Origin of the sequence: Lentzea sp. NPDC051213 (genome assembly GCF_044455585.1) — a bacterium.
Classification (GTDB): Bacteria; Actinomycetota; Actinomycetes; order Mycobacteriales; family Pseudonocardiaceae; genus Lentzea.
Map to the genome: position 1 here is coordinate 947309 of NZ_JBITEX010000002.1, position 13292 is coordinate 960600.

Genomic DNA, 13292 nt, shown 5'->3' on the forward strand with positions numbered 1-13292 from the left:
CGCGTAGGCGAGTCGGCGGCTCATGGGAACGGGTGGGGGTGCAGGGGCTGCTCGGCCCTGAGGCGGGGGATGCCGGTGGTGCGCCGGTTGAGGTGGCCGAACGTCATCGGCAGCGTGCCGGGCACGATCACCTTGGCTGAATACAATCCCAGCTTCCGCGCGATCACCGGGTCGGACTGGTCGACCGCGATCAGCTCCAGGTCCAGTTGCTCCAGGTGCATTCTGTATACGTCGAGCAGCTCGCGCAGGTCCGTGTGCTGCGGCTCGGCGGTCAGGTCGATCGGGGCGTGGTCGTTGACGAAGAACGCGTGCCTGGCCTGCGCTTCGGGCAGGGCGTTGACCGCGACGTGGTCGTCCATCGTCCAGATTCGCTCGGGGGCGTTCAGGAGTCCTCGTAGCCGTTCGTCGCGGTAGTCCTCGGGCTTGGCGCGTATACGGTCGACCATCGACTCGACGTCGACGACGACCTCGGCCGCTGCCGAGCGCATCGCGGCGGTCGGGTTCGGATTGGCACCCGCCGCGAAGAACGCCTGTGGCAGGCCGGGCCGGCTGGTGCGGGCGAGGGTGAGGACGGCCGGGATGCCGATGTCGTTGGTGGCGTCGAGGAACAGCAGTTCGTAGCCGAGCTCTTCGAGCCGGTCGACGAGGTGGGGCAGCACCGGGTCGTCGGGCACGCGGATTCTCGTGAGCGGCGTCCGGGCGTACCAGGCCATCAGGAACGCGTCCCGTTCCGCGATCTCGAACAGGCCGTGCAGCACGGCCTCGGTGAGACTGTTGCCGAGCCCGCACCCGTTGGACGTCTCGTAGAGGAAGCGCTGCTCGTGCGGCGTTTGCACGGCCCAGTACGCGACCTGTTCGGGCACCAGGAGCGGCTTGTTCCGGGTGTACGACCAGCCGTGCACCCAGCGCATCCTGAGGTCCGGCGTGTAGCTGTGGCCGGCGTCCGGGAGGCCGAGACGTTCCGGGTCGAGTGCCTTGTCATGCCCCAGTTCGGCGAACGAGGCTTCCGCGGCGATGGTGGTTTTGCGTGGGCGCATGCCGTTGTGTCGCTCGACCGCTTCGAACAATGCGACTCGTTCGGCCTCTTCGAAGTCTGCTGTGCGGCCGTAGCCGGCTTCCGGGATGACGAAGTCGCGGACGAGTTCGGCACCCACCATCGCGAGGGGCAGGTGGCCGGTCCGGAAGGTGCCGATCACCGGGCCGTGCTTCAGGTCGACCAGTGCTGCCTTCAGACCGTCCACAGTGGTCAGATCGTTCGGCTGCCGCAGTGCGCCTTTCTGGACGGGCACCGGGCTGTTCGGGACCGCGGTGGAGTCCGCGGACCGAGGTGCGCAGTGCTCACGCGGGTGGACGCGGTGGGTGGACACCACGCCGAGGTCCGTGCGGACGGCGATCACGGTGTCGGGCAGGTCCTGGTTGCCGAGCGCTTCGATCAGCGGCCTGAACATCGGCGCGATCATTCCGCCGAGTCGCGCGTCGCGGGGTGTCTCTGGCCCGAGGACGGCCAGCCGCGCCTCTTCCGCGCACGCCACGCAGGTGCCGCTGGTCGGTCCGACCAGCGCCAGGCCGCCGTCGACCCGGAGAGTCATCGTGCACCGTCCACTGTGTATGCAATCAGGCCTGCCGACTGGAGTTCGGGAGCGAGGGGCATTTGGTGGATCTCGATGCCGGGCAAGGCGGCCAGGGCTTGCTGGAGCGCCTCTTCGCGGGTGCGTACGTCGGCGGGCCACAGCCATTCCGGGGTGACCCAGTCGGGCTGTTCTTCGGCTGTTCGCTGGGGTGCCGCGCCGTTGAGGTGGGCGGTGCCGTCGCGTTCGGCTTGCGCGTACCCGGTGGCGGCGAGGGCGGCGAACGCCGCGGCGTCTCCGGCCGTTGCCTCGACCGCCCAGGCCAGAATCCGGTTGCCGTGGCGGATCTCGGCTTTGAAGACGCCGGGGGCTAGGCGTTCGACCTGGGCCTCGGCGGGGATGGCGAACCTGAGGGTCAGCGCCTTCCACCAGCGGCGGGCGGTGGGGCTGGTGGCCCAGTCGTGCACCGGTTCTCCCTTTTTGAACCGGGCGGCGAGGCGCAGGGCGGTGCCGCGGGCATGGGTCTGGCCTAGGCCGATGACGCCGTCGGCCTTGACCGCGTTGAGTGCCGCGTCCAGGCGGGCGGAGTCGGCGGTGGTGCCGATGCCCAGGGCGTTTCCTGAGGTGGCCAGGTTTGCCGGGACCTGGGGGAGGTCGCCGAACTGCGGGGTGTCTACGGGGCCCAGTTCGGGGTCGGTCAGGGCGTCTAGTGCTCGCCAGGGATCTTCGGGTGCTGGGCCGGTGAGCAGCGGGTGGTAGGTGGCGCGGAGGGGGTCCAGGTGGGCTACCAGTGCCATCGGGTAGATGGGCTCTTGCTGGGATTCGCCTGGGTGGACGACGAATTCTGTTGAGGGGTCGGGGAGGCCGGCTGCCGCGCAGACCAGTCTGTGGATCGCGGCGGATGCGATCAGGGCGGCCAGGACTTCGGTGGGTTCGCCGGGGCCTAGATGTTCGGCTAGCTTAGTAACTTCAGTGTTGACTGAAGACAGGCCTCTTGTGGTGGGCGGCAAGACATAACCGGTTTCTGCCCCGCAACCTGCCTCGACGAACAGGTCGTCGGTGTGCACGGTGAGTTCACCGGATCCCGGCTGCCGGGTCGAGGGGTCGGTGTTGGTTGTCTGGTTTGGTGGCCGGACCGCGGTTTCCTGCTGGACCGCGAGCCCGGCAGCCGTCGCCGCCCGCACCGCCGCACCCGCCAGCACCCCACTCCCGCACACCGTGATCGTCACGCCGCGCAGCCGCCGCCAAGCCTCGGCCGGGTCCGCGGCCACCGACTCCAGCCAGGCCGCGATCTCCGGCGTCGGCGCGTCCGCGCCCCAGTCCTCCGGCACCGAGACCAGCATGTCGTGCTCCCGCAACTGCTCCAGGATCAACTCGACCGCCGCCCGCACCGCAGGCGAAGTGCCGTCAGGCACTCCCAGCTCGGAAGCCGGTATGCCGGCGGCGAGCTGGGGAGCGAGCCGCTGCCACACCTTCCACAATCCAGCGCCACCGGTGAGGGTGCAGCTCGAGGCCCAGCCGCGCAGGTGCAGGCCGTTCGGGGTCGGCGTCGCGTGCACGACGGGACGCAGGCGTACCAGCAACGGACGTCACCCGGCCTTCGACATCGCGGCGAACTGGTCGGCCCAGCGGACGCCGGTCACCTCTTGGGCGGCGTTGGCCAGCATGTGGGCCGCCGCATAGCGTTCCATCGGGGTCACGTCGCAGATCGCCAGGAGTTGGTACAGAACGTTGGTGCCGAAGCGGTAGACGGTCAGCGGGCGTTTGATGGCGGGCTGTTCTACGTCGACCGTCCAGAGTGCGTTGTGGTAGTCGCTGAACTTCTCGCGTTCGCCGTAGTTGTAGCGGCGGATCGCGGCGGGGTCGCCGATCTCGTACGCGCGTTCGCCGTAGCGCGGGTTGAGGGCGGAGTCGAGGTGGCCGGCGTCGTAGCGTTGTTCGGTGGCCAGGCGCATGGCGATGGTCCACGTCTGCCAGGCCGCCTCGGTGTGGTTGGTGGGGTGTCCACTTGCGACCCGCGAGACCAGGGTGCGGGCCGACTCGGCGTTGGTGGCCCAGACGGCGTCGAGTTTCGCGCGGACGTCGCCGGCGGGGTCGCTGGCGAGCAGGAAGTCCTCGACGTGTGAGAGGAACGAGTGGTAGCCGTACTCCAGGCCGGGTGGGAAGCGGCTGGCGTGCACGGCCATCGCGGTGAGCGCCAGCCCCACGCGTGAGCCGGACAGCGACTCCCGCAGTGCCGGGATGCCCAGGCGCAGGCCGAGGAAGCGCAGCTCGATCAGTTCGTCGGAGCCCAGCAGGCTTCGGGGCCGTCCCACGTCCGTCGGCTCGATCCGGACGGAGTTGTTGGCGTGCAACGGCGTGAAGGGTGGCAGCAGGAGTTCGGCCACGGCGGCGGAACGGGCGTGCGCGAGCTGCTCGGCCTCAGAGAGCTCCACTGTGGACGGTGAGGCGGCGAGGTAGGAGCGGAGCAGGGTCGCCACGAGAAGTGCCGCGGTGGAAGCGGAGGGGCCGAGGAGGCGGACGCGGACGTGGGGGCCGTGCAGCCAGTGGCGTTCGACGTGGCCGACGGTGTCCGGGAACGCGGACTCGGCGGCGGCCAGGGCGGGCAGGACGCCGTCGCGCAGGAGTGGGGCCTTGATCGGGTCGTGGTAGTAGCAGACGACGTCGGTCATCCGGCCCTCCGGTAGGTTTCCGCGATCACCTCGAGCACCTGGCCGGACGGCACGGGGAGGGCCTCGGTGAGCTGGACGCGGCCTTGGTAGCGGGTGAGCAGGCGAGGCAGGCAGTGCAGGTGCAGGGCGTTGGTCAGGTCGACGTACTGCGGTTTCGGGGCGTGCAGGCGTTGTTCGAAGTCTTCGCGTGAGGTGATGGAGCCGCCGGTGCCCACGAACACGGTGGACGGCAGGCCGTGCCGGGCGCGCAACGAAGGGACGGAGGCGGCGTCGGAGACCGTCAGCGAGTCGAACTCCCAGGAGCGGCGGAGCAGCACGATGTCGCGGTAGCACAACCGGGAACCGACGCGGACGCCGTCACGCTCCACAGTGGACTGCAACGGGGTGAGGTCGGCCCAGCCGCAGGCGAGGTCGGCGTGCAGGGCGGCGGCGCGGTCGGGGAGTGACATCGGCATGAGGTAGCCGAGGTAGAGGACGTCGACGACGGCGCCGGTGTCGCGGCGGCGCAACCGCAGTTCGTCGCGCTGGGGGTCGTGGAAGACCTCGAGCGAGTCGGGCGTGTAGTCGGCCCAGCGCGGGTCCTCGCCGGCTTCCGCTCGGCCCAGCAGGGGGTGCAGGTTCGGGTTGAAGCCCTGGACCGGCCGGTATTCGGTGAAGCCCTGCGGGAAGATGCCGTCCAACACGGCCCGGACGTTCACGTAGGCCTCGGGTGGCAGCAGGTCGAGGAACCGGCCGGGGAAGCGGCCGAAGCCGTCGTAGATGTGGTTGACCACCAGACCGTCGGGCATCGGCTGGGCGAAGAACGAGTACGAGACAGGGCGGGTCTTCATCCACGCGGGCAGCAGGTCCGCGGCGGCGGACACCGCGTCGTCGGTGATCTCGCCGTCGCTCACCAGGTCGGCCACCTGGGCACGAAGGGCGCTCAGGCCGCCGGTCAGCGCGTCGACCAGGGCCGACTGCAGCAGGGGAGCGCAGGCGGCGGGGCGGGCGACGCCGCCGTGGCCGAACTCGACGACGAAGCGGTCGCGGGCGAAGCGGCGGACGGCGAGCTGGCGGTCGAACAGCATGAGCAGGGGTGTCAGGTCGGCGAGCGAGCGCATCGAGGTGTAGCCGTGGGCGCGGCCGAGGCGGACCGGCTGGGGCAGCACGACGTCCTCGCTCAACGGGGACACGCCGGTCAGGTCGGCACCGGCGAGCTCACCCAGTTCCTGCCATCCCGCGGTCAACGCTGCCAGCGCGGCGGGGCGGTCCTGCGCGTCGAGCGAGCCGAACGCCGCGGTGTCGCGGTGCAGGGAGCTCAGCAGGTCCGCTAGGTCGGACCGGTCGCGGTCGCGCAGCCAGGACGCGAGTGAGGCGCAGGCCATGGGGTCCTGCGGGTCGACCGGCCACACCGGGACGAGGAGCTTGATCGTGAGGAGCAACGCGACGTAGTGCTGGGCGCGCTCGGTCTCGCCGTCGGGCAGGCGGGTGGCGAGCGCGGTGGTCAGCTCGGCCGGGCTGATGCCCTTGGGGTTCGCGCCGGTCAGGCCGACGAGGAACCGCAGTGGCGGACTTGCCGCGACCTCAACGCTTTCCTCGATGCCGACGTAGGCGCGGACGGCGCCGGCCGCGGGGATGTCGCGCCGGAACCGGAGGGTGCCGTCGTGCTCGTGGACGTCGGGGGCGAGGCGGTGCGGGTGGTCGAAGAGGCGGGTGCGGTCGGCGACCAGTGCGGCGATCAGCCGGGTGAGCAGGACGCCGTTGACCTGGGTGACGGCGACGGGGGAACCCCAGTCCGGTGCCGGGGCGTCGGGGGACCAGGTGCCCCAGCCGACCGAGGCGTACCAGGACAGCGGGCTGGTCTTCGCGGTCGCGCGCAGGGCGTAGCGCAGCACGGTCGGCTCGGCTTTGCGGGCGCGGCGGTCGTCGGCGCCGGCACGGGCGAGGCCCTGCCAGAGGTCGCGTCCACTGAGGACAGCCGCTTTGCGCAACGCCTCCGAGCCGCACAACGTGGCCAGCACCTCGCGTTCCGCGGCCAGTGCCGAAGGGAGCGTGCGCTCGACCTCGTCGACCAGCGCGGACCGCTCGGACATCAACGACAGCCAGTCGCCCAGCTGCGGAAACCGCGACACCAAAGAGTCTGTGGCAGCAAGCAAAGAGGGGCGGGGTGTCCGTCCGTTGTGGACGTCACGGCGCAACGGCAACACCACGCGGCGGTGGAACTCGTCGGGGTGCGTGCCCGCGCTGTCGTGCAGCAGATCGGACACCGGACCTGCCAGCGCCAGCAACGACGACTCGACGCCGGCCAGCGCCTCCACCGCCCGCCGGAACGGCGCTGCCTCGGCAGCGCCGTCCGGGTGCGGCAGGGCCGCCAGGCGCACGAGTGCGTATGGCGCGAGTTCTCCCTGCACGCGATCGGTCATGCGGGCAGGTTCGGCTGGTGCGGTTGACAGCAGCAGCACGACGAGCTGCCACAGGAACAGGAGGAGCTACCGCCGGACGCGCCGGACTCGGGCAGCGCGACGGAGTCTCTCATCGAGGTGACCGCGAGTTCGCCGATCTCGAGGTCATCGACGTCAAAACAAAGGTCTTTCATGCCGTGCCTCTCAGGTTTGAGGAAGTTCAGAGACAGGTGGCTGGCAGCAACAACAGGAAGAGCTGCCGCACGAGCAGGAGTTGCACGAGCCTCCGCCGGAGGCGCCGGACTCGGGCAGTGCCACCGAATCTCTCATCGAGGTCACGGCGAGTTCACCGAGGTCGAGATCATCGATCTCGAAGTTCAGGTCCTTCATTCAGTTGTCCCTTCCGAACGGGCCAGGGGGCCGTCCGGGCAGGTTGACAAAGCGCGATCCGGCACCGATCGCGCCCTGCTTGATCGCACGGACCACGACGTTGCCGGTCTGGGCGAAATCTGTGCGCACCGCCTGGCAGAGTGGTCCCCAGATCCGGTACCTGCGCCGCCGGGCCCTGAAAAGCCCGGGCAGTTGGGGGTTGGTGCAGTTACCGGGTCCGGTTCCCCCAAGAACCCGGCCGACGTGTGAAAGTCACCGCACACGTCGGCCACCTGGCAAGGCCGGTGGCCCGGGCGGGTCCCCCAGACTGAACCGGGCCACCACCCTCAGGGGGAGGGCAGGCCGAACCGCACCGGTACGCCAGGGGAGTGCAGCACGCTGACCGGCGGTCCCGCCGGGACCGCCAGACCGGCGGCCGCGACCAGCGAGTCGTCGAGTTCCAGCAGTTCGGCCTCGTGCAGCCGCCATTCCGGGTGGTCGTTGGGCAGGTAGATCGTTCTGCCGTGCCACGACACGTGCAGACCCCAGCGTGCGGTCAGGAACCGGCTCAGCTCGCTCGTCTCCGCGGCGGGCCCCACCCGCACGACCACCCGGCTCGACGCGCCCCGAGGGCCCGGCCAGATGCGCCGGCTGGTGTAGGTGAGCACGTCGCCGGTCCGCTCCAGCCGCATCGACGACCACTTGTACGGCAGCCGGGAACTGATCTGGGCGCCCAGCACGGGGACGAGGCGGCTCGCGTCGAGCGACAGGAACACCACCCCGCGCCGGCCCGCCTTGTCTACTGCATACAGCCGGACGTTGGTCTCGCAGAACGTGCCGATGTACGGCAGCCGCGGCCCGACCCGACCGCCGATCGGATGCATCCGGAACGGCACCAGTCCGATGTAGGTGAGCCCGTCGTGCACGTCCGGCCGGGTGCCGTCCGGCAGGAAGCCGGCGACCGCCTCCGGTGGCACCGCCCAGTGCACGAACGTCACGTCGCGCCACCACTGGCCGACCGGCGCGAACCGCACCGGGCGCGGCGTCAGCGGCGTGACCGGCTCGATCATGAGTCCAAAGTACCGCTGAGCGGGCGAGTTCTCCCCGCCGTGACGACGCCGCAATGATCAGGCACTAGAAGATGTGCATGGAGACCGCACTCAAACATCCGGTCGACCAGGTGCTGCCGCCTGCCCGGCTCGGGTTGCTCGGTTTGCAGCACGTGCTCGCCATGTACACGGGCTGCGTCACGGTGCCGCTCGTCTTCGGCGCCGCCGCGGGCCTCGACGTCCGCACCATCGGCCTGCTCGTCAACGCGGACCTGCTGGTCGCGGGCCTGATCACGCTGCTGCAGGCGCTCGGCATCGGCAACGTGCTGGGCATCCGGCTGCCGGTCGTGGCCGGCGCGACGTTCACCGCGGTCACCCCGATGATCCTGATCGCGGGCCAGTACGGCGTGCAGGCCGTGTACGGCTCGATGCTCGCGGCCGGGGTGTTCGGGCTGCTCATCGCCGTGCCGTTCGCCAAGGCCGTCCGGTTCTTCCCGCCCGTCGTCACCGGCTCGGTGATCACGGTGATCGGCCTGTCGCTCATCGGCGTCGCGGCCGGGCTGATCACCGGCCTGGATCCGGCGGCCGCCGACTACGCCTCACCGGCGAAGCTCGTGCTGGCCGGCGGGATCGTGCTGATCATCGTGCTCGTCGGCAGGTTCGCGCGCGGCCTGCTCGGCCAGCTCGGCGTGCTGATCGGCCTCGTCGGCGGCACGATCGCGGCGATCTTCCTGGGCATGACGAACTTCTCGTCGGTCGGCGACGCCGCCTGGCTCGGCATCGCGACGCCGTTCCACTTCGGGGCGCCGGAGTTCCCGCTCGCCGCGGTCATCTCGATGTGCGTGGTGATGCTGGTGACCTTCACCGAGTCGACCGCCGACATGCTCGCGGTCGGCGAGATGGTCGGCCGCCCGGTCACCTCCCGCGACCTGGCCCGCGGCCTCGCGGCAGAAGGCGTGTCCGGGATGCTGGGCGGGATCATGAACGGGTTCATGGACACGGTGTTCGGCCAGAACGTCGGCCTCGTCGGCATCACGAAGGTCCGCAGCCGCTACGTCGCCGCGGTCGCCGGCGGAATCCTCGTGTTGCTGGGCCTGGTGCCCAAGCTCGGGGAGATCGTCGCGGCATTGCCGGGGCCGGTGGTCGGCGCGGCCGGGCTGGTCATGTTCGCCACGGTGGCGGCCGTCGGCATCGGGATCCTGAGCCGGGTCGACTTCGAGAACACCGCGAACCTGCTGATCATCGCGGTCACCATCGGCGTGGGGTTGCTGCCGGTCGTGGCACCGAAGATCTACCAGTCGTTCCCCACGTGGGCACAGGTGATCGGTGGTAGCGCCATCACCAGCGCGGCGCTGACCGCGTTCGTGCTCAACCTGCTGTTCAACCACACCGGCCGAGTGCGTCAGCCCACCTAGGAACCCCAGCGGGCACGCAATGTCGCCACGAACGCCTCGAACTCCGCCGCCATGCGCACCTCAGGGTCGAGCAGCCACTGCTGCTGCAACCCGTCGATCACCGCGATCGTCGTGCGCACGATGGTGCCGACCGGTGCCGCGGCGGCGATCTCGCCGCGTTCCTGTCCGATGTGGACGGCGTCGGTGAGCCAGTTCCGCGTGCCCGCGTAGTGTTCCCGCACCCACGCGTGTGCGGGGTGCGCGGGTTCGGTGGCCTCCGCGGCCAGCCGCACGAACAGGCCCACCAGCTGCGGGCGGGTCGAGTTGCGGGCCACCAGTGCGGTCAGCGCGTCGAACGCCGCCCAGCCCAGCGGCGGGTCGGTGTCGCCGTACAGGAACTCGCCGTCCTGCCGGTCGCGTTCCTCGAGCACCGCGGCGAGCAGTGCGGCCTTGCTGGGGAAGTGGTGCAGCAGACCGGACTGGGACAGCCCGGTCTTCGCCGCCACGGCCGCCACCGACGTGCCGCGGAATCCGGACGTGGCGAACAGCTCCGTGGCGACGGCGACCGCCTTCGCCCTGGACTCCTCGCCGGAGAGGTCCACCCGCGACCTGGCCCGGTACTTCGGTGGGAACGACACGGCTCACCTCACTCCTGATCAGCCGGCAGGGTAACGCGAACGTCGCCGAGCCCGCGGGCGATCAGCACCTCGCCGCCGGTCAGGGGCTGCCAGCCGTCCTGCCAGACCCGCTGCACCCGTGGCGAACACGCGACCTCGACGAGCGTGCTCTCGCCCGCTGCCAGGTCGGCGACGGCCCAGCCGATCAGTCGCACCGGTTCGTCCGACGGGCGCAGATAGATCTGCACGACCTCGCGCCCCGGCCGCTCACCGGTGTTGGTCAGTGCCACCGACACGAAGCCGATGGCGCCGTCCACAGTGGACAGATGCGCTGAGCCGTAGCTCCAGGTCGTGTAGCCGAGGCCGTGGCCGAACCAGAACAACGGGTCGGTCGCGCCGCGGTACCCGATCGCGGTTCCCTCGGAATAGGGGAGTTCTCCGTCCGCGGGCACCACCGGCAACACGTCGTCGTTGCGCGGGAACGTGGTCACCAGCCGGCCGGCGGGTTCGATGTGGCCCAGCAACGCCGCCGCGACGGCGTCACCGGCCTCCTGGCCGGGCAAGCCGGCCCACAGCACCGCGTCGACCTGCGAGAGCCACGGCATCAGCACCGGGGTCGCGGCGTTGACCACGACGACCGTGCGCGGGGCGGCTGCCGCCACCGCGGCGACCAGCGCGTCCTGCTCGCCCGGCAGCGCCAGGGTCGTCTTGTCGAAGCCCTCGGTCTCCTGTTCGTCGGTGAGGCCCACGACCACGACCGCGACGTCCGCCTCGCGAGCGGCCCGCACGGCCGCGCCGATCGCGTCGGCGGGAGGCCGGGGGACTGGCTGGGTGATCAGGCCGACCAGTGCCGCGGCCTCGCGCACGCGGGCCGTGATGCGGTCGCCGGGTGCCAACGTGGCTTCCGTCGTCCAGAACGGCGGCTTGAGCAGCGCCTCCTCCACGATGCCGTCCGCCCAGGCCAGTCGCGTGTTGTGCTCCTCGCCCGCGACGTCGAGCGTCCAGCGGCCGAAGCCGCGCACACCGACCAGCAGGCGCGCCGGCTCGTCCAGCACGACCTCGGCGGACACCTCGATCGCGGCCGCGCCCTGGGCCCACCCGCCGTACGCCGCGAGCTCGGCGACGTCGAGCTGCCGGGTGGCCAGCACGGCACCCGAGGCGTCGAAGGTCGTGGCACGGATGTCGCGCAGCACCCCGGCACCAGGCGCCGTGTGCCGCAGCCTGACCTCCACACCGTCCACAACGGACACCCGGTCGCCCAGTGCCGCGGTCAGGCCGTCGGCGATGCTGATGACGTGCGGCGGGCGCAGTCCGGCCGAACCACCGCCCTGGGCGACGGTGTCGACGGCGTGCCTGCCGATCAGGGTGACCCGGCCGGCGTTCAGCGGCAGCACGCCGGAGTTCGTCAGCACGGTCATGCCACCCGCGGCGAACCGGCGCAGCTGGCCGCGGCGCTCAGAGCTGTCCGGGGCGGGCAGGCCGGTCGGCCAGGAGCGTTCGCCGAACGCGTCGACCCGTTCCGCGAGGCGTAGCAGCCGGCGCACGTGGTCGTCGATGGTGGACTCGGCGACCTCGCCCGCCTCGACGGCGGCGACGAGCTTGTCCTCCCACGGCCCGCCGGGGCCGGGCATGGCCAGGTCGAGCCCGCCGTTCGCGCTCGCGGCGGTGGAGGAGGTGGCGAACCAGTCGGACATCACCAGGCCGTCGAAGCCCCACTCGCCCTTCAGCACGCCCTCGAGCAGTTCGGCGTGCTCGGTCGCGGGGACGCCGTTGACGTTGTTGTAGGCGGCCATGATCGCCCACGGCGCGGCGTCCTCGACGACGATCTCGAACGGCAGCAGGTACAGCTCGCGCAAGGCCTTCGCGTCCACCGCCATGCTCGCGGTGCGCCGCTCGGTCTCGGACTCGTTGGCCACGTAGTGCTTGGGCGTCGCCGCGATGCCCTTGTCCTGCAGGGCCTGGACATAGGCGGCGGCCAGCGCGCCGGTGAGCAGCGGGTCCTCGCTGTAGGCCTCGAACAGCCGGCCGCCGAGCGGCGAGCGGTGCAGGTTGATGGTCGGGCCGAGCAGGACGTGCACCTGCTGGGCGGCGGCCTCGTCGGCGAGCACGTCACCGACCTCGCGGGCCAGCGCGAGATCCCAGTGCTGGGCGAGCAGCGTGGCGTTCGGGAGCACACAGGCGATCCGGCCGCCCCTGAGCTCGTCGCCGCGCACCCCGGTGGGGCCGTCGGACATCTTCAGCCTCGCCAGCCCGATCTCCGGCTCCGGCCACAGCGCGAACAGGGCGGACCCGGTCAGCAGCCGCACCTTCCGCGCGAGGGTGAGCTGCGCGATCGCCTTCTCGATGTCCATGCGACGAGCACACCAGAACTCCCGACCGAGTGGTCGGTCGGTATATCAGTCTGTTATCCGCTGGTTATCTCGCGGTTACCTGATCAGATGTGCCACGGCGTGGCACACCCGCGGCACGCCTCTTCTCATGTCCAAGGGGAGGGGAATCACGATGAAGCTCTCGGTACGGCTGCTCGGGCCACTCGAAGTTCACGGTCCGGACGGCCCTGTGCACTTCACGGGTGCACGGCGGCGGGCGGTGTTCGCGTTGCTGGCGTTGCGAACCGGCCGGATGGTGTCGCGGTCGGCTCTGGTCGACGGCCTGTGGGGCGAGGATGCGCCGTTCACGGCGACGAAGACGTTGCAGGGGCACATCGCGAAGGTCCGCAAGGCGCTCGCGCAGGCAGGTGCGGACGGTGTCCTGCAGACCAGGGAACCCGGCTACCTGCTCGACATCACGCAGGTCGAGGTCGACGTCGAAGTGTTCGACGAACACATGAGATGCGGCAGACCCGAGGCCGCGTTGCGGCTCTACCGCGGTGAACCGCTCGCGGACTGCCCGGTCGAGGGCTGGGCGGGCGCGGAGATCGTCCGGCTGCGGGAGGCCCTGGCGCTCGCGGAGGAGAACCACGTGGCGGCGCTGTGCCGGGACGGCCGGTACGCGGAGGCGATCGGGCCGCTGGAACGGCTGGTCGCGCTGTACCCGCTGCGGGAGTCGTTGTGGGAGTTGCTGATGCAGGCCCAGCACCGCGCGGGACGGCCGGGTGACGCGCTGCGGACCTACCGGCGGGTGCGGGCGCTGCTGGTGGAGGAGTTCGGCATGGAACCCGGTGACGCGTTGCGCCGCCGCGAAGCCGCGGTGCTGGCCGGATGAGCTGCACGGCGGCTCGCCCAGGAGGGGTGGCGAGCCGC

General features: G+C 70.9%; 11 protein-coding genes. 2 read left to right on the top strand and 9 right to left on the bottom strand.

All coding sequences use genetic code 11. The features are described from left to right. Window positions 1-20: 20 nt before the first annotated feature. From ACIA8G_RS11170 to ACIA8G_RS11200, 7 genes are all read right to left on the bottom strand, one after another. Window positions 21-1589 (bottom strand): YcaO-like family protein, encoded by a 1569-nt coding sequence (locus ACIA8G_RS11170; RefSeq protein ID WP_396418221.1) that lies wholly within the window; start codon window positions 1587-1589, stop codon window positions 21-23. Continuing rightward, window positions 1586-3151 carry a hypothetical protein gene (locus ACIA8G_RS11175; RefSeq protein WP_396418222.1) on the bottom strand — a complete coding sequence of 522 codons (1566 nt, stop codon included), beginning with the start codon at window positions 3149-3151 and terminating at the stop codon, window positions 1586-1588. The genes ACIA8G_RS11170 and ACIA8G_RS11175 overlap by 4 nt, the downstream gene beginning before the upstream one ends. A 6-nt stretch (window positions 3152-3157) precedes the next feature. After that, window positions 3158-4240 carry a hypothetical protein gene (locus ACIA8G_RS11180; protein ID WP_396418223.1) on the bottom strand — a complete coding sequence of 361 codons (1083 nt, stop codon included), beginning with the start codon at window positions 4238-4240 and terminating at the stop codon, window positions 3158-3160. Next, window positions 4237-6642, bottom strand: a complete 2406-nt coding sequence (locus tag ACIA8G_RS11185) for a lantibiotic dehydratase (RefSeq protein WP_396418224.1) — start codon at window positions 6640-6642, stop codon at window positions 4237-4239. The genes ACIA8G_RS11180 and ACIA8G_RS11185 overlap by 4 nt, the downstream gene beginning before the upstream one ends. Continuing rightward, the gene (locus tag ACIA8G_RS11190; protein WP_396418225.1) at window positions 6639-6815 is read right to left on the bottom strand and encodes a thiazolylpeptide-type bacteriocin; all 177 of its coding nucleotides are present in this window, start codon (window positions 6813-6815) and stop codon (window positions 6639-6641) included. The genes ACIA8G_RS11185 and ACIA8G_RS11190 overlap by 4 nt, the downstream gene beginning before the upstream one ends. Before the next feature lie 10 nt (window positions 6816-6825). Further along, a complete protein-coding gene (locus ACIA8G_RS11195; RefSeq protein WP_396418226.1) occupies window positions 6826-7011 on the bottom strand; it encodes a thiazolylpeptide-type bacteriocin in 186 nt (61 codons plus the stop codon). A 326-nt stretch (window positions 7012-7337) separates the two neighbouring features. Further along, the gene (locus ACIA8G_RS11200; RefSeq protein WP_396418227.1) at window positions 7338-8060 is read right to left on the bottom strand and encodes a YqjF family protein; all 723 of its coding nucleotides are present in this window, start codon (window positions 8058-8060) and stop codon (window positions 7338-7340) included. A 77-nt stretch (window positions 8061-8137) separates the two neighbouring features. Here ACIA8G_RS11200 and ACIA8G_RS11205 point away from each other — a divergent pair, with 77 nt between their 5' ends. Then, window positions 8138-9454 carry a nucleobase:cation symporter-2 family protein gene (locus ACIA8G_RS11205; RefSeq protein ID WP_396418228.1) on the top strand — a complete coding sequence of 439 codons (1317 nt, stop codon included), beginning with the start codon at window positions 8138-8140 and terminating at the stop codon, window positions 9452-9454. On the opposite strand, the gene ACIA8G_RS11210 is transcribed toward ACIA8G_RS11205, so the two are convergent. After that, the gene (locus tag ACIA8G_RS11210; RefSeq protein WP_396418229.1) at window positions 9451-10071 is read right to left on the bottom strand and encodes a TetR/AcrR family transcriptional regulator; all 621 of its coding nucleotides are present in this window, start codon (window positions 10069-10071) and stop codon (window positions 9451-9453) included. The genes ACIA8G_RS11205 and ACIA8G_RS11210 overlap by 4 nt on opposite strands. A gap of 8 nt (window positions 10072-10079) precedes the next feature. Beyond that, window positions 10080-12401 (bottom strand): glycoside hydrolase family 3 C-terminal domain-containing protein, encoded by a 2322-nt coding sequence (locus tag ACIA8G_RS11215; protein WP_396418230.1) that lies wholly within the window; start codon window positions 12399-12401, stop codon window positions 10080-10082. 151 nt (window positions 12402-12552) lie between these two features. Between ACIA8G_RS11215 and ACIA8G_RS11220 the strand changes: the two genes are divergently transcribed. After that, window positions 12553-13254, top strand: a complete 702-nt coding sequence (locus ACIA8G_RS11220; RefSeq protein WP_396418231.1) for a BTAD domain-containing putative transcriptional regulator — start codon at window positions 12553-12555, stop codon at window positions 13252-13254. Window positions 13255-13292: the final 38 nt, after the last annotated feature.

Excerpts from the sequence above, each read along its gene's own strand:
- ACIA8G_RS11170 (WP_396418221.1), bottom strand. The coding sequence starts at position 1,589 with ATGACTCTCCGGGTCGACGGCGGCCTGGCGCTGGTCGGACCGACCAGC.
- ACIA8G_RS11180 (WP_396418223.1), bottom strand. The coding sequence starts at position 4,240 with ATGACCGACGTCGTCTGCTACTACCACGACCCGATCAAGGCCCCACTC.
- ACIA8G_RS11185 (WP_396418224.1), bottom strand. The coding sequence starts at position 6,642 with ATGACCGATCGCGTGCAGGGAGAACTCGCGCCATACGCACTCGTGCGC.
- ACIA8G_RS11190 (WP_396418225.1), bottom strand. The coding sequence starts at position 6,815 with ATGAAAGACCTTTGTTTTGACGTCGATGACCTCGAGATCGGCGAACTC.
- ACIA8G_RS11195 (WP_396418226.1), bottom strand. The coding sequence starts at position 7,011 with ATGAAGGACCTGAACTTCGAGATCGATGATCTCGACCTCGGTGAACTC.
- ACIA8G_RS11200 (WP_396418227.1), bottom strand. The coding sequence starts at position 8,060 with ATGATCGAGCCGGTCACGCCGCTGACGCCGCGCCCGGTGCGGTTCGCG.
- ACIA8G_RS11205 (WP_396418228.1), top strand. The coding sequence starts at position 8,138 with ATGGAGACCGCACTCAAACATCCGGTCGACCAGGTGCTGCCGCCTGCC.
- ACIA8G_RS11215 (WP_396418230.1), bottom strand. The coding sequence starts at position 12,401 with ATGGACATCGAGAAGGCGATCGCGCAGCTCACCCTCGCGCGGAAGGTG.
- ACIA8G_RS11220 (WP_396418231.1), top strand. The coding sequence starts at position 12,553 with ATGAAGCTCTCGGTACGGCTGCTCGGGCCACTCGAAGTTCACGGTCCG.